The 16,865-nt window shown below is 38.9% G+C and carries 9 protein-coding genes; 2 read left to right on the plus strand and 7 right to left on the minus strand.

Annotation, left to right across the window (positions count from 1 at the left end; genetic code table 11):
• Positions 1 to 433 precede the first annotated feature (433 nt).
• Together O9295_RS07685 and O9295_RS07690 are read right to left on the minus strand one after the other, a co-directional pair.
• Positions 434 to 3,886 carry a DUF6519 domain-containing protein gene (locus O9295_RS07685; RefSeq protein ID WP_288032564.1) on the minus strand — a complete coding sequence of 1,151 codons (3,453 nt, stop codon included), beginning with the start codon at positions 3,884 to 3,886 and terminating at the stop codon, positions 434 to 436.
• A gap of 200 nt (positions 3,887 to 4,086) precedes the next feature.
• Positions 4,087 to 4,653: a hypothetical protein gene (locus tag O9295_RS07690; RefSeq protein WP_288032565.1), complete on the minus strand. Its 567-nt coding sequence runs from the start codon at positions 4,651 to 4,653 to the stop codon at positions 4,087 to 4,089.
• Between the two features lie 289 nt (positions 4,654 to 4,942).
• Between O9295_RS07690 and O9295_RS07695 the strand changes: the two genes are divergently transcribed.
• Complete coding sequence (locus O9295_RS07695; protein ID WP_288032566.1) at positions 4,943 to 6,955, plus strand: ATP-binding protein; 2,013 nt, start codon at positions 4,943 to 4,945, stop codon at positions 6,953 to 6,955.
• An 18-nt stretch (positions 6,956 to 6,973) separates the two neighbouring features.
• On the opposite strand, the gene O9295_RS07700 is transcribed toward O9295_RS07695, so the two are convergent.
• From O9295_RS07700 to O9295_RS07720, 5 genes are all read right to left on the minus strand, one after another.
• Positions 6,974 to 11,905 (minus strand): putative baseplate assembly protein, encoded by a 4,932-nt coding sequence (locus O9295_RS07700; RefSeq protein ID WP_288032567.1) that lies wholly within the window; start codon positions 11,903 to 11,905, stop codon positions 6,974 to 6,976.
• A gap of 199 nt (positions 11,906 to 12,104) precedes the next feature.
• On the minus strand, positions 12,105 to 12,755 hold the full coding sequence (locus tag O9295_RS07705) for a M78 family metallopeptidase domain-containing protein (RefSeq protein WP_288032568.1): 651 nt from the start codon (positions 12,753 to 12,755) through the stop codon (positions 12,105 to 12,107).
• A 13-nt stretch (positions 12,756 to 12,768) separates the two neighbouring features.
• Positions 12,769 to 15,216 (minus strand): baseplate J/gp47 family protein, encoded by a 2,448-nt coding sequence (locus tag O9295_RS07710; protein WP_288032569.1) that lies wholly within the window; start codon positions 15,214 to 15,216, stop codon positions 12,769 to 12,771.
• 13 nt (positions 15,217 to 15,229) lie between these two features.
• On the minus strand, positions 15,230 to 15,580 hold the full coding sequence (locus tag O9295_RS07715; RefSeq protein WP_288032570.1) for a GPW/gp25 family protein: 351 nt from the start codon (positions 15,578 to 15,580) through the stop codon (positions 15,230 to 15,232).
• 160 nt (positions 15,581 to 15,740) lie between these two features.
• Positions 15,741 to 16,670: a phage baseplate assembly protein V gene (locus O9295_RS07720; protein WP_288032571.1), complete on the minus strand. Its 930-nt coding sequence runs from the start codon at positions 16,668 to 16,670 to the stop codon at positions 15,741 to 15,743.
• 90 nt (positions 16,671 to 16,760) lie between these two features.
• Here O9295_RS07720 and O9295_RS07725 point away from each other — a divergent pair.
• Positions 16,761 to 16,865, plus strand: a 105-nt coding sequence (locus O9295_RS07725) for a helix-turn-helix domain-containing protein (protein ID WP_288032572.1), incomplete at its 3' end; no start/stop codon positions are given.

Consider the following 16,865-nt stretch of genomic DNA (forward strand, 5'->3'; position numbering starts at 1 on the left):
TAGGGCTTGCTGAATAAATCTAAAAACCTTGTTGGATAAGGCTTTTAGACTTTTTTGACCTCAAAAAGTGCCGACCATTGGAGGGATCGGGGGTAAAATTCAGGTACTTTTTCCCTGAAAATTAGGTAACTGACCCCCTCAAAATCGGTAAAACCCCACACCCCACACCCCACACCCTACACCCTGCCCCTAGGAAAAACTTTTTCAGCAGACCCTAAGTAGAGTTTGCTGAAAAAGTAAGGGCGAAGCATTCGGATAGGAAATCTCCGGTTTCAGCGATAGGTTATGCCCGAATACTTCGCTCCTACAGTACCCAGGCCGATGAAGATGTAAGGTTTTGAAACATGATTCTCTCAAAATCTTGCACCTGTGGGAGGGAAAAAAGACCCTAAGACCCTTACCTAGTCTATATTTCACATTTATTCAGCCAGCCCTAAGTAAGTTTTTGATAGATATAGAAAATGGAGTTAATGTGTATTTTTTCAATACTGGCGGTTTTGCCTTGGGCAGTAACACCCCCAAAAATATAGATTGAACCATCAAGGAAGGCAGTTCCCAAAGATTTTCTCCCTTCCTGGAGGGGAGCTGCTTGTCGCCAAATCTGTGTCTGAGCATCATAGACAAAGGTGCTATCCTGTTCACTCCAAGAATTTGTTCCACCAATGATATAAAATTGACCTGCGATCGCACTGATTCCCATGTGGCTCAGGGACATGGGTAAAGGCTTTTGTCTGAACCATCGCTCTTTTAAGGGAACATAAATATCACACCAAGGAACTTTTTTATCTCCCCACAGTCCACAAAACTTTTTTTTCTGTCCTCCAAACAGATAGATAGCCCCCTGATATTCTCCAATCCCAAAAGCAGATCTGGCTCTAGGCAGAGAAGGGCATTGTAACCATTGATTAGTTACTAAATCATAGACTTCATTAACACCAGTGACCAGATTGGGAAATAATCCCCAGAAACCGGATATCTGTCCTCCAATTGCATAAAGCTTCTGTCCCACGACACCAATCCCTAAATGACTTCTCGGCGTAGGCATTGGGGGACGATTGAGATTCCATTGATCGGATTCGGGGTCATATTCGTAGTGAAGTCCTGTCTTTTCACCCGCTTTCCTCCCTTCAACCACATATCCACCAATCACGTGCAGTTTGTTGTTTATAACCCCCACAGCAAAGGCTTTTCGTTTGGGATCGGGCATAGGCTTTTTTTCTTGCCAAAGCTCTAGAGCATTATTGGGTTGGTAAGCCCACAGTTCCCCTGTTTCCCACAAACAATAAATCTTTTCTTCGATTACCGTCGTATAGACTCGTCCGGCTTTGGGCATTGGGGGGGTAATCTCCTGCCAATTTTGGGGTCTTAATACAGGGACAGTGATGGAAAAACCTGTATAAGTATATTCTGGGGGAGCAATGGGACTAGAACCCAGAATGGAATATTGCGGAGGGACAAAACCGATATTTGGAGCGAGTTTTTCGGGGGTAATAGCGTCATCGACTACTTGAGGGGTATCAACCAAATTAGGAGCTAATTCTCCATAAAGTCGGCCAACAGTGACATTACGACGAAGAAATGTATCACTCTCTACCGCTAACATTCCTTCAACGGTTAAATCTCCAGTAATTGTCCCCCCACTTTTGCTTAACCAATCTCCGAGATTAGGAACAATATTACGCAGATCCTTGAGAATTTCTAAGGAATAGGCTTGGTTAAATTGCACGAGGGCTAAGGGCATATAATGATGTTCAATGCCTTGGGGGTTCCTTAATTTAGGGTTCGACTGTTCATCCACCGGCCACTCAATACTATTGTTGATTGTGCGTGCGGGTATCCACCAATAATCTCGTTGTTGATAAATAGCGTCTTCTTCAAATTGAATTTCTATTCCATCTTCAATTTCTAACCATCCTTGGCGAAGGGGAATAACACCGCTTTTTAGAGGGGATAATTGAACGTTTCTTTCTTTATTCCATCTCATTTGTTTTTGATCCCATCGTCTGACAAAAGGATATTTAGTACGATTACGTCCAAATTTGGCTGGGGGAGCAGGGTTAACCGTCAGGCGAGTTGTCGGAGAACTTATGTCCCCATCTATGTGTTGAATCTGGCATAAATGCTTGATTTGATTAGCTAAAACATAGTCATCATCAACAATTTCGATCCAGTCTCCATTTTGTAAAGCAGGTGTACCGGGGGGACTATTAATAATCGTAATAATGCTGGTTTCTTGTTTTTCGCTGGTTTCTATTTTTTGAATCGGATAAGTAATTGATCCATTTTCTTTCGACCATTTTAGGGTAGCAATTGGTCGTAAATAAAAGATTTGTTCTAAGGGATACTCCAAGTCATCAGTGAGTAAAATTTGATTATTTTCGGAGTTGATTTTCTGGATTTTGACAATTTTTTCTTTTGTTGATGAAGCAACTTTAAAGATAATTTCAAGCCATTCTTGGTTTTCCCAAAGCTTCAAATTTCCTTCGATTATTTTAAAGCAATTGGCTTCGATTAGTTGTCCTTTTAAGATGGGTAAAAATTCAGCAGAGAATAGGGGACATCCAGAGACAAAACCAGGATTATGAATTTCAATTCGATACAGATAATTTCCTTTAATGGGAATCTTATAATCATGGCGAGCTTTTAACTGACCACGTTGGCGATTTAATCTTGCTAACTGTTGAAATTTCTCAATCCATTGTTGTTGATTATTGTCATTTTCTAGAGCAAGTAATTTAACTTGACAAATAATTTTAGAGCGTCCTGTGGTATCAGCCCCACCTAAAGCAATTTCTCGAATAGTTGGGTCGGAAATAGAGGAAATATAGCGTGACCAAACATCTAAATAAACTAAATAAATTCCCTGCAAACTTTCTAGATTAGGTAAAGCACTATGAGGCAATTCTAGTTGTTCGGTTAGCAAGATATCGGCTTCATTTTCACATAAAATTCCTCCCGTATAAGCAACACCATGACTAATAAAAAGAGGCTGAATGAGCCAAATAGGAGGAGAATATCGTTTCTCTAAATTGCCATTTAAGTTGGTCGAGATAATTTCTTTATTTTGTAAAAGTGACCAGTGCGGCTGTTTTTGTAAATGCTTTAATTTGAAATTTAATGAATTTTGTTCTAATGCTTCTCTGTTCAAAATTTCTGATATTAAAATATCAGCGATTAATCCATCAAAAAAGTTATCGGGTTGCTCATTTAACCATTGTGCGCCAATTAAAAAAGGAATATCAGAGGCTTCTTGATATTCATTGAATTGGTAAGAGGTAGCGACTAGCTGATCATCGACAAATAAATAAAGATTATTACCAATAGAAACTACGGCAATATGGACAAATCGCCCTAATTCAATAACTTTAATAGCTTCTAAGGAATGGAGATAAATTGCATCTGAATAGTCAAGGGTATTTTCTCTCACTAATTCAGCATTCTGTTGATCTAGTAACAATTCTATTCTTTGGAAAACTACGGTCCCATTGGGTTTAATAAAAAGACGATATTCTCCCTGATAATCATTACTTGGGTTAAGATTAAATTTACTTAAAATTGTGCCGCCATTACCCTCCCAACGGGGACAAACCAAAGCTTCAATAGCAAAACTATCGCTATTCGCTAAAGAAAAGCGTGATCCTAGATTGAGATAGTTAGATTTACCATTAAATTTGAGACAATCTTGTTTAAATATCCGAAAACCGCCATTTTCGTAGGGGACAGCACAATCACCGATGAGATAGCGAATGGCTGACTGCTGATTATGGGTAATACTATCGATCGCCTCATTCCAGTCCGCATCTAGCTGAACGCGCCCTTGTTGCATAAAGACGCGATGGTAACGCTTACTCGCTTTAAAGGTTGACCGAGAAAAATTTCCTTCCATATTGCTTATTTTGTCTAAAAATGTTGACATTATATCATATTAGTGAACTTTCCAAATTACGATAATTTCTTAGCTATCATGATGAGGGGAAAAGTTTATAAATCACTAAGTTTACCGCCATGTTACAAATAACGTCACTCTTTAATAATCAGCATTGATATGGTCAACACTTGATGGTTGAGTCGTTTTTGACAACTAAGTTAGTCGTCATCTAGTTCTATTTCACTATCAGATTCACTGTCACTCGAATCTGAATCGGGATGTTCCCCTTTTAACAGTTGGCCAATGGACTTTACCATCTTCTTTGAACGATGTTTTTCGTGGGAGTTTGCACCACTTAAGTCCATTGTTTCCATTTTTGGGATCTGTCCTGATGGTGCATTGACCAACTTCCAAATATCTTGCGCTGCTTTTTGTCTATTTTCTCCTTTTCCCGCTATTTCAGACGAAGAAGTTGTCCCTTTTCCTATATTGTAAACTGTTGCTGGATTAAGTTCCATCCCACGCCTTAAGGCATCAAGTGTTATTGTTTGATCTTTGTTGCTTTGGGAGGAGTCTTTCCACGCTTTTTGGTAGGCATTAAGATAGGCTGTTCTCTGTCTTCTTGTCATTTGCAGCCCATTTGTTCCTCTCTCTCGAAAACTATCTCTCATTCTTTTGTTCATCACTCGTGGTCTCGGGAATGCCGCCGTACCTCTCAGAAGTAACGGATCTATGCCAGCCTCTATCGCTGCTTGTAATGCTACTCTTTTCGTAATATGAGCCATAGTATGAGGGCCTTGTTTCCGTTTTCCTATGGCATATCTGTAACCTGTTGTAGCTCTTTTGTCATAAAATCCTATCTTGCCTTTTGACTGTCCGAGTGTATCAAGAATAGACTTTATCCGTTTTGTGCGCTTTTTTACTTTTGAGTGAGGCATATTCAGTGACACTTCCTTATTAACATTAAATAAAATGTGAAAACAGCTATAAGTTACATATCTTAGCTTTACATATTTCCTTGATTATTTATGAATTATAGCTTACTATAAAAACGTTAACAACCAATATAAATCTATGTCTGGCAGAGAGAGCATTTCTTGGCAACAAGCCAATTTTAACTTTCTGACGGCAGCGATCGCTTCTATCCGACAGCAAATTAACCGATATATTGCCTTTTTGGAGGATAAACGCTGGGATGAGCAACAGCTAGAAGCAACATTTGCCCAACTTAACGAAGCCAAAGAACAAATGCCTTCGGCTTCAGCATTGGAACGTCTCTACCACACCTTTAATCTTGAACCCTTTGAAATAGAGCTGCTCCTACTGTGTGTAGCGATGGAACTTGATCCCACCTTTGCCCAATTATGTGCTGATGCTCAAAAGGATGACAACCTTAATTATCCTACTTTTTCCCTCGCCTTAGCCGTCTTACCCGAAGCGAATTGGGAAGCAATTTCTTCGACGGGTTCTTTACGTTATTGGCATTTAATTGAAGTACAACCCGGACCCACCTTACTCACCAGTCCCCTCACCCTTGACGAAAATATTTTCCTCTATTTGATGGGATTATCTTTTATTGACCGTAGATTAGGAGAATTTATTAAACCTCTTCCCACAGAAGAGCGTTTTGCTCCTTCTCATCGCCATTTAGCCCAACAATTAGCCGCCACATGGATAGAAGGACAAGAACAAAAACAATATCCTTTATTGCAATTATCTGGGGATAATCTGGCCGCTAAACAAGCGATCGCAGCTAAGACGGCCGAAAAATTAGACTTACGCTTGGCGCGACTCTCAGTCTCAACGCTTCCGAGTAACCCTGAAAGATTAGATTTGATCGTGCGATTATGGGATCGAGAGGCAATTTTGCTGGGAAAAGGTTTATTAATCGAATGCGATCGCCTGACCGAAGACAGCGACACCTCCCAAACTGAAGCCTTATCTTATTTTTTGGAAAATAGTGCCAGTTTCTTAATCCTATCGAGCCGAGAGCGGGGTTTATTAACCGAACGACCGATGATTACTTTTGATGTAGAAAAACCCACTCAAAGCGAGCAAGAACAACTCTGGAAGATGCTTTTTAGTGAAATTGATCTAGATTTAACGGGACTGGCTAATGAAATTGTCTTTCAGTTTAATATGAACTATCCCAACATTTATGCTACTTGGACAGAGACTTTAGGTAAACTCAGTCAAACTGAAACCGAGACATTTACTGTAAAAGAAGTTGCCCAAATACTTTGGGATACTTGTCGCCTACAAGCAAGACAAAAATTAGATGATTTAGTCCAAAGAATTGAGCCTAAAGCAGGTTGGGGTGATTTAGTATTACCCGAAACTCAGAAGCAAATTCTAGAAGAAATCGCCCTAGAAGTACGCCAAAGAGCCAAAGTTTACCAAGATTGGGGATTTAATCAGAAAAGTGAGCGAGGACTAGGAATTAGTGCTTTATTTGCTGGCTCAAGTGGAACGGGAAAAACCCTTGCTGCTGAAATTTTAGCCAAAGAATTATGTTTAGACCTTTATCGTATTGATTTGAGTACCGTCATTAATAAGTATATCGGCGAAACTGAAAAGAACTTACGACGAGTTTTTGATGCGGCTGAAGCTGGGGGTGCTATCTTATTATTTGATGAAGCGGATGCTCTTTTTGGTAAGCGAACAGAAACCAAAGACTCCCATGATCGCTATGCTAATATTGAGGTTAGCTATTTATTGCAGAAAATGGAAGCCTATCGAGGATTAGCTATTTTGACTACTAACATTCCTGAAGCCTTAGATCGTGCCTTTAAACGACGTTTACGGTTTATTGTTCAATTTCCCTTTCCTGACTTTGCTCAAAGAGTGGAAATTTGGCAAAAAATGTTTCCACCACAAATGCCCCAAGCAGATTTAGACATACAAAAACTAGCGCAATTAAATGTATCTGGGGGTGAAATTCGTAATATTGCTTTAAAAGCTGCTTTTTTAGCCTCAGAAAAAGGACGTGCTGTTACGATGACTGATTTACTACAAGCGGCAAGAAGTGAATATCGTAAGTTAGAAAAAACCCTAACCAGTGATGAAATTAAAGATTGGTTGTCTTGATTTATTCTTGCGGAAGCATTATACTTTCGTAATTTGCACAAAACTTTCTTGAAAAACCAAGAGTAACAACTGAGCCGGAATAATTTCTTGTAATGCAATGTTCCATTCAGCCAATTTTGCCTGTAGGGTAGGATAAATTTGTGGGTAATCGCCATGAAAACAAAGTGCTTCTAAGTCAACAGCTAAGACACCAGTAATACTCTGGATGGTGGCAATAATAGAATCGGAAGTAATAGTTTGTCCAAAGGTTTGTTGCTGAAAACAATACTGAGAATTGAAAGTTTCTTTAATCTGAGATTTGATACTTAGAATATCGGAATTTTCAGCTATGATTACCTTGACTTGGAACTGAAAAAATAAGGGTACAAAAGAGTCAATTTGTATCGGTTGTGAATGAATACTTAATTTTTGAATTTCTTGATATAAATCCTGACAAAGCTTCGAGTTTTTAGAAATCTGAACACCGTCATTAGCAGCAATAGTAAGATGAATTAATTGTTGATGTCCATTCCACAAAACTTGTGCCTTAGCTTTAGCAATACCGGGGAAAGTAATCGCCAAATCTTCATAGTCATTTAAGGAAACTATCCGACCTAAAGTTCTCACAAATAGAGGTGCTATTTGCCGAATATTGACCATTTTTTCGGGATTTCTCCCCCCAGACGCAGGAATCGGATTAATAACTTTATCCACTCCTGGTTGGCGGTTAGCCATAATGCTTAATTGTCCCCTATCAACGTTCCCATCTTGACCAATACCTGTACGATAAGTTGCCAAGACATTTTCCCGTCCTGTGGGGAGACGAGCGCCTTGTTTACCATCACCAAATGTTATGGTAGCTTTTCCTTGCTCGGAAACTTGTAGTAAATAATCATGGCTATCAGTAGTGGAGTTAAATAAATTAGAAACTTGATGCCAAATAATTTCAGTATGATTGACATTAGTGAAGTTAAAATTTGATTGTCTTTCTACTGCTATTGTTAAGGTGCTAAGGTTTTCTATCCCGTTAGGGTTAGGAAGAAAAATTAAAGGATATCTTTGTAATGCAAACTTTTGATTTTTTTGGGCTGAATTACCACTTCCTAGAATTTCATTATGGATAGTTTCCCCTTGGGTAGCTCTGGCCACATTCCCACATACTGTTACTGTTTTGTCATCATAAACAAATTCTAAAGACTTAGTTAAACTCACGATTGTATGATTATTATTTTTGTTAATTACATCTGCAACAACTGTAATTTCACTAATTGAAGAAGAAGAATTAACGGCAGATTCGCAAATTATTTCATCCGATTGAGCTATCAATTTAATTTCGGGACTATCGGGAGATTGCAAAAACCAGTAATACAGATGTGCATATTGTGGATGAGAAACTGGAGCTTTTAGCACTTCAAATTGAGGAGTATATTCTACGATTAGTTGTCTAAAATTTTGCCGAATTAAGAAGGTATTGCCGTGATTATTTGACAATCTCCAACAGCGATCAACTTGTTCCACCTTGATAGTTGTACTAGGATCTAACGATTGGTTATTATCTTGGAATATTTTGTTCAATTGCTCAGTAATAAAACCTTGATTTAATAGTTCTTTAAATTCCGAAGGGATAGTAAATAATTGCTGTTGCTTAAGCGGAGTTGGTTCTAAACTTTCGGCAGATTGTAAGTAAGCAGTTGTTCCTGTTCCAACATAAAGATTATTTTCGCCATCTAAAGTTAAGGTTTTGATATTGTTAGAAATACCTAAAGGCCAAAATATCCATGTTTCCCCTTGATTGAGAGAATAAAAAAGTCCTCCCCTTTCTGTTCCAGCATAGAGGATGTCTTGAGGAGAAATTAGTAAACACTGAATATGTTGATCTAAGAGTCCGAAATTTCTTTCTTTCCAAGTTATACCTTGATCAGAAGAATAAAAAATTCCTCCCCCATCAGTTCCAGCAAAAAGCTGTCCTTGAGAGTCACTTACTAAGCTTTTAATTTTCCAAACGTTGAATACTTGAATGACAGCTTGTTCCTCTAATTTTGGAATAGTACAGCGATAGACTCCCTCTTGATTAGTTCCCACATAGAGATAGCTAGGAGTCCAAAGTAAAGCTGATATTTTTTGATCGCTAAAACCGAGAGAAATCCACTGGGAATCATGATAATAAAAAAGTCCTTTTTCTGTGCCACAATACAAATATCCTTGTGGACTAAAAGTTAAACTTAAGACCGATTCTTTTAAATTTCCTAAGGGATTCCAGTCATCAGTTGATGGCTTATAATAATAGACTCCATCCTCAGTTCCCAAGATTAATTCTTGAGAGGAACTTAGCAGAATTTTGGTAGCTTTTATAATATTTTTACCCAGTATTGACCATTGGTGATTTTTATAGATGAAAATCCCTGTTTCTGTAGCTGCAACTAAATTATTATCATGATTAAAACAGAGAGATTCAACCGATAAGCTCTCTAATCCTAACAGATTCCATTTTTTATCTTTATTGTGATAAACTCCCCCTAAAGACCCAATAATTACCGCTCTAGGTCTTTTTCCCGTAATACTCAAAGTTTGTCCTTTAGCTAAACCTAAATTCTCACCATTTAGGTTAATTTCTAATCCTTTTACTAGGGTAGGAGGTGATGAGGAAGACGCAGATAATTTAAGAGATATTGTTTGTAGAAAAACTTGGGTATTGCGTAAATTAAACTGACTGAGCTTTGGCGTTTCATGACTATCAATTTCAAGACGGGTAATTGAAGTTTTAAGTGTGAAGTCAGAAGCTACAAGATTGAGAACGGTTTTTACCCGATAAATACCTACGATTGGAGTCGGTAATTGCTGTCTCAGAATCACAAAACTTCCCGGAATAATTGAGGAATAAACTTTATCTAAGTCAATATAATTATCCGGCAAATAAAAGTTAGGCCAGTCTTGATCTTTAAATTCACCTAAAGGAGTAGCGATCGCAATTTTATTTTTACTATTAGTTGCCACAGCTTCGATATTTTGGACAGGATCAAGTAATTGCCATTGGTTGCCATGATTGTCACTTGAAAACAATCCTTGATTCGTTCCTGCTAACAAAATGATCTGGTTTTGATTTTGTAATGTCCCTAAAGAACTGACTACAATCTTACCCTTAGGAGATTCTAAACCATTATTAACTAACTGCCAATTATGGCCATTATTTTGAGACCGAAAAATCCCTGCTTCTGTCACTACAAAAAGATAGCAAATTTGACTTTGAGGCTCTTGATAGTGAATAATAGATTTAATAGTAATCGCCGTTTCTGTACTGGGGAGACAGTTATTCAATCTTGGTAATTTCGCCGAGGATGAAGCGACTTGTTTCTGATAATTTGGTAAACCTTTGTTGAGTGATCGCCAACAATTTCCTTGATCGGAAGATGCAAAAATACCTAAGTTTGTTCCTGCATAAAGATAGCCATTGATCGTATTAATAGCTAGGGCATAGATAATCAGAGAAGTTTGTCCTGTTTGCTCATTATAATGAGGTAAACCTCGATTACTCGGTTGCCAACGTTCGCCCCCCATTGTTAATTGAAAAACGCCATTATCTGTTCCGACAAAAAGAGTGGCTGGTTTTGATAAATCATGATTATTCCAAACTATTGAACGAACACTTGTTCTAGGTAAAGTAGCATTTACTAATTTACGGTTGGGGTTTGTTTCTACTATCGTTAATAACCCTTGAAGACGATCCCAACTTTCTCCCCCATCAACGGAACGAAAGACTCCCCCATTAACAGTACCTACGAATAATTGATCATCGGAGGTTAGCAATAGGGAAAAGATGGGCTGTTGGGATAATCCTCCTGTTATTATTTCCCAGTGATCGCCTTGATTCTTATTTCGATAAAGTCCCTTATTTGTGCCTAAAAATAGTGTTCCATCAGAGGTAATTACTAAGGTTTGCCATTTGAGATCAGGTAAATTGATATTATGACTTAACCAAGATTGACCCCGATCATCGCTCACAAAAATTCCCCCTAAACGAGTGCTATATTGCGCTTTAGTACGCTCAGGAAGACTATTCCATAAGGGAGCATTGTGGCCAAATAGTTTGGCTTGTTGTTTAAAGGTAAAGGCTTGGGGTAAACTGTCTGGTGTCGGGGATAAGGGTTTTCCTTGAGTTAAAGGGGTTTGCCATAGTGCTAGGGTGTAACCTTGGCTTTTATTGACCTCTACCTCGTGTAACAGGCGAAATTCTGCTTCTGTTTGGGGCGATCGCTGGTCAGAATTTTTTCTTAATAACAGGAGAGGACTATTGGGTTTTAATCCTGTGGTTGTCCCCGCAATGCGGATACCTGTTGCCCCATAATTGAGGTTTATTTGAGGAGAAACGGTCGGCTGATAGATTTTAATGGCATTCCAAGCGGCTCGGGCAACAATGCTTTCGCTGGTTTCAAAAATAACGGGTTTTTGATTGAGTTTAGGCAGACTTTGAACGCGGGTTTGGGGACCGGCGGGAATGATAATTTCAGTGGGGATACCTTGAGCAACTCTGAGGGTAAAAGCAAGGTAAGTAGTAGCACCTAAACCGGGATCGGGTTGATAACCTAAACTGCGGACTAATTGTTCGACGGAGAAACTTTCGACGCTGGTGCTTAAATAGCCTTCGTTGATAATGCGTTCGTTATAAAAAGTGAGAATGTCCCCTAAAACTGCCCAAATTTTCAAGAAAGCAAGAACGATATCATTAGGAACTAATCTAGATGTATTGAGATTAGCGAGAGGTTGCGTGACAAAAAGTTGATCGTTGGTAATGATTTCTTTGGGAGCTTGCGCTAACATCCCTATCAAAAAGGTGCTGTAAGTTCCTGCTCGATAGCTGAGTTGTGTCAGACCAGGGGGATTATAACAGTTTAAATGATGCCACAATTCCGTTGTATCGCCTTGGGCTATAAGATTTGCCTTGGCTAAGTGTAATAATTCAGAATTTTTGCCCATCACAATTATTAGGAGTTAGTAATAATCGGCTCTTCTGGTTTCTGTGTGGAAACGAGGTCTATATAGTTTCTTCAGCAAAATAGTCCTAAAAGTGTTGCCTAGTAAGCATTTCACGATTTCATAAGCAAAAATTATCACACAAAGTAGAGAAGATACTAATAATCTCTACTTCATTAAGATTATCGATTGCAATTGTAGCCTAGTCTTGATTATCCGATTGAGATAGATCTGTATGTATCTTATCTGCAAGTTTTGAAAGGTTCGTGTCAAAAAATCTTTTCTGGTAATGTTTTGCATATTGTCGAAGAACTAATTTGCTATATTCTGAAGGATTTTCTTTAAATATGTTATGTTCTTTTATTTTGGCTTGATCTTCTGGTGTTTTCGCACTTTCCGCATCTTTTGGCAACTGTCCTAAGTTGATTTGATTGCCCGTCTTTATCGCCTCTCTCCGCTTAGCGACCAACTCACTTATCAATAGATTTTCAGGATCGTTTTGATCAAGATAACTGAAATGAGCGGCATGGGCTCGCTCATGCTCTAGGGTTGATTCTTGTGCTGCTGGACTATGCTTCTCATTTAAAGTAATTTTGTTGTCGTCAGGAGAGTATTTTCCTCCCTCTTTCCAATCAAGTGGCTTATATTCAACTGGTATTTTTTCTATTTCCGTTTTCCATGGGCCTTTCCCATAAGATGTATCTGGTTTATGAAATACACCTACTTTAGATGAAAAAGATCTTGATGAGAAGGGGCGAGATAGCGAATTCGCTAAAGAGGAGCCAGCTTGCTGTCGTGTAAACAAGGAGCCAGCTTGCCGTCGTGTAAACAAGGAGCGATTGCGTGAGTACATAGTTTTTATACAACTAACTATCAAAACCTCCCTCAATGATAAACTTAACTTTGCCTTTTTTGGGTTCTTTCACATTATTTAACACTTGAATTACTTCTAATGGTAATACCTCAATCACTCCTGTATCTAGTTCATCACCCGAAAGTCGATCTAAACGCTGAAATTGAGTCGCTTCAACCCGAACCACGTTCTGAACTTGTAAAGCACGAGCGATAATCTGGCTTAAATAAAGGGGTTGACCCAATTTAAAGCGATCTGGGTAGAAAAAGCCTTGTTCTCCATCGGGAAAAATCACCGAACTAAAAGCCAAATTCAATATCTGTAATACTTGATTAGGCACCGCATGAGGCTTAAGATACACCTTGAGGGTAATAGCGACTGGCACAAATTGTGCGCCCTTTATCACTAAATCTGTGCCAATTATTGCCCAAGGGGTCAAATACTCTTTAATTTCTGCTGCAAATGCTGAATCTACAGATCGCCCTTCATGACGCAGAACATAGATAAAGAGGGTATTCCAACTCCCAGTCCATCGACGAATTGCGATCGCTTGTAACACATCAAAATAAGTTTCGGTTCTTGCCGCATAGTCTGCTTCCGTAACACAACGTTTTTGAGTATGAAAAACAACTGGTGCATTCAAGCGAATTTCTTCGAGAGTTTCAGGTTCTTTTCCCTTTTGAGCAGCCATCGGGTTACGAACGCCTATAATGTTTAGATCCTCACTCACAATGGTTGTAATAGTTTCTTGACCCACATTTCCTTCAATGCCATTTCCTACCCGATAAATGGGCTGAAATTGATGTCCACTGAGGGGTATTTTGCCAAACTTACCATCGCCAAACCGCAGATAAATTAAACCATCTTCTTCCATTTCGACAACAAAATCTTGGCTAAACGGATTACTGGCAAGTAAATCTCTTTTAGCGATCCAAATATTACTATTGCCAATTATTTGAGCAGGAAGAAATGAGTAAAGTCCTCCTAATTCTTGCAAGACAATAGCAGGAGTTGCCTGATGCGGTTTTTGTTCTAAGGTTTTTTTAGCTGATTGTTTCTTGGCGATATTAGACTGAAAAAGAACTCGAAACGTTAGCGATCCACTCGGACAGAAATGAGGGCGATATTTTCCCTGTTCTGGAACAGTATCTAGGAGCTTATCATTATCAATGGTACAGCCATGATCTGCCAGAACAATATTGCCTCTAACCACTGTGCAATCCTGTTGATAACATCCCTCGTTTGTTAAGCTGGACACAACCAAATCAAAAGGTAATCTATCTTCTAGCAGCCATTCAATTTCAGTTATTTCTTGAGAGTAAAGTTCATCATAAATCAGTTGAGGTTTTTGGCTTAATCTTACCTCATGACGATGTTGAAGGTTAGCATCTTTAGCTAAACCAGTTTGGGGATTAATAACTTCCTCAAAAATCAAAACATCTCCCTGTTGCAAGTTAGAAAAATGTCCTTTTAAAGTCGCCTTAGTTGTTCCTTTTTTTAGAGAAAAGTGAGAACTTCCACCAGTATAAAAATACATTTCATTATGTTGAACATAAAGGGAGACTGTTTCCATCGTTTCAAACACTTGCTCTGAAGGATTAGCCTGTTGAATACGTTGCTTATATTCATTAACTAAAATTCGTTTAGGGGCGGGTTGATTGTGTGTCAATAGGGGTGTTCCAATCGGTAAAACAGTATTTCCCGTTACTTGTACTTGTACCCAAACCCTAGCATTACATCCTTCTGATACCTGATAATCTAGTAATCTAGCATGACGAGTTAAAGAAAGCCGCCGTCTCGCTGTTCCTAAATAGCTTTCCGTAGCCACAGCATCTTGATAATAACTCAGATAATCAGCTACATAAGCGAGTAAATCAACTAAGACAATCCCTAAATCAGCTTCGTGACGTTCTTGCCATTGGGGGAGTAATAACGTTAAATAATCTAGCATTAATTGCCGAAAGCTTTGATAATCTTTAGCTAAATAATTAATTTCAATAGGTAATTGTAAAGGTGGTGGTAAATCAGTAGGAGACTGAGGATTAATCGGGATGGTGTTATCTGGCCATAAACTAAAAGGTAATTGAGATAACGCCGAGTCTAAATACTCGATATCGATTAATGTGAGAAGGTGAAAACCGAGCCAATCCTCATTTTCTGCTGTTAAATTAAGTTTTAATTCTACATAGTTATTATTAATGTAACTCACTGACTCAACTTTTAAAGGTGCTAATTTTTTCTGTAGTGTTTTTATTTGAAAATTAGCGGGAGTCAAATTAGGAGGAATATGTTGCTTATTGGGATGTTCAGGAGAAGGTGAAACAAAATAAGCTCTTAAATACCATTGTTGTTCTTGTTGCTCTATTTCAAGAAAATCTAGTCCGATTAAGTTAGGATGTTGACTAACATTTAATCGACGTTGTAACCGTATATAAGAACTAAATTTATCGGTCATTTCCATTGACGATTTCCCCTCAACATTCAAATTTAACTCGATACCGTTCTTGAGTAATCAGGACAGCATATTCAATCCAAATTGTTACCTTAGAATCTTCTGCTCTAACCTCTACCGTTGCCACCTGAATGACATCTCCTACCCACTGACTAAGGGCAGCTTGTACCATCGCTTGAGTAACGGCTACCATTTCCGTATTATTAGTGGTAAATACTAAGCGTTGTAAACCACAACCAAAGGAAGGTAAATTAACCCTTTCTCCCGGCATAGTAAAGAGAATTTGTTCGATCATTTGATAGATATGTTGATTGTAGTCGGTGGTGGCGACTAAACCTTGATTATTAAGCTTAAAAGGGAAAGCAATTTGCATATTTTTTGTTAATGTTTAACTTCATTGGGTTTAATTTAGTGTTAGGTTAGGAATGATACAACGGACTTGCCTTAAATAAAGAGGACTTGCTGACCATCGACCAATAAATCTCCTGTTACCTCGACTAATCCAGTGATGGCATAGAAATTCATAGAAATGGCTAAAGTATAAGCGCTCCGTCAATCGTACCAGCCCCTAATATAGCAATACCTCCTTCAGCGGTCAAAGCACCTACTATGTTGGTCTCCCCTTCAACGGTCAAAGCACCTGCTATGTTGGTCTCCCCTTCTATCTCAATCGCTCCAGTTACATTCGTATTTCCTTCTATTTCAACTGCTCCGATTATATTAGTATTTCCTTCTATGTTGACTATACTTGTTATTTTAGTAGTGGCAGCCTCTATAGCCACATCAGCAGTGGCTGTTACCGTCACATCACCCGAATTTATTAAAATGACTCCTTCGTTTAGGGTTAGGGTTGATTCAGGAATTTCCGAGGTAATGGCCGTTCCTGTCATGGAAATCGTACCGGGGGGAAATTCGAGGGTAATTCCTTCTTCTGTGACTAATTTAATGATGGCAGGGGCAGCATTAATTTCAATTCCCGTGGAATTAAAAACCATTTTTAAGGGAGTCGCCACCGCTTCAGGGGAACATTCTAACGTAAAACCTCCCACTTCCGGTAGATCATTGAGTACCATCTTGATAAACTCGGTTTTAAATATTTTAGTTGCCGGATTAGGCAATTCTTCAGGCCCCCTTGGTACTTGACCTTCATCCCAAAAACAGCCCACCCATATAGGATAATTAGGATCGCCTCCTTCAAATTCCAGCCAAACATTAGCCCCAACAGGCGGAATAGCATAAAACCCAACGCCCGGACCTGCATAAGGAGTACAAGGCAAAGCCCAATTTAACTTAGATCCATAAACCACCGCAACTTCTGCTCGAATTCGTCCTAATCCTAACGGATCTTCATTATCTAGCACGATTCCTCGATACTTACCATAAAAACGCTGCCCGCCATCAGAGGACGCAGCATCTGCATTATTCGTCGGGTTGGAACGGGGAGAACAATTGCCATTCATCATCGAAAATTTGGGTCTGAAACCCCGCCGTTTTACGGCGGCTTTGCTGTTAAATATTAGCACATTTACGAAATATATGCTAAAATGTGAGACATGGAAAAAGCCTATTCGTTTCGATTTTACCCCACACCCGAACAAGAGTCGCTATTGCGGCGCACATTGGGCTGTGTAAGATTAGTTGACAACAAAGCTCTCCAT

The organism is Microcystis sp. LE18-22.4A (assembly GCF_027531105.1).
Classification (GTDB): domain Bacteria; phylum Cyanobacteriota; class Cyanobacteriia; order Cyanobacteriales; family Microcystaceae; genus Microcystis; species Microcystis aeruginosa.

What these genes read in the sequence shown, in the direction of transcription:
- O9295_RS07710 (WP_288032569.1), bottom strand. Translation starts at nt 15,216, where the DNA reads ATGGAAATGACCGATAAATTTAGTTCTTATATACGGTTACAACGTCGA.
- O9295_RS07715 (WP_288032570.1), bottom strand. Translation starts at nt 15,580, where the DNA reads ATGCAAATTGCTTTCCCTTTTAAGCTTAATAATCAAGGTTTAGTCGCC.
- O9295_RS07700 (WP_288032567.1), bottom strand. Translation starts at nt 11,905, where the DNA reads ATGGGCAAAAATTCTGAATTATTACACTTAGCCAAGGCAAATCTTATA.
- O9295_RS07695 (WP_288032566.1), top strand. Translation starts at nt 4,943, where the DNA reads ATGTCTGGCAGAGAGAGCATTTCTTGGCAACAAGCCAATTTTAACTTT.
- O9295_RS07720 (WP_288032571.1), bottom strand. Translation starts at nt 16,670, where the DNA reads ATGATGAATGGCAATTGTTCTCCCCGTTCCAACCCGACGAATAATGCA.
- O9295_RS07690 (WP_288032565.1), bottom strand. Translation starts at nt 4,653, where the DNA reads ATGGCTCATATTACGAAAAGAGTAGCATTACAAGCAGCGATAGAGGCT.
- O9295_RS07685 (WP_288032564.1), bottom strand. Translation starts at nt 3,886, where the DNA reads ATGGAAGGAAATTTTTCTCGGTCAACCTTTAAAGCGAGTAAGCGTTAC.
- O9295_RS07705 (WP_288032568.1), bottom strand. Translation starts at nt 12,755, where the DNA reads ATGTACTCACGCAATCGCTCCTTGTTTACACGACGGCAAGCTGGCTCC.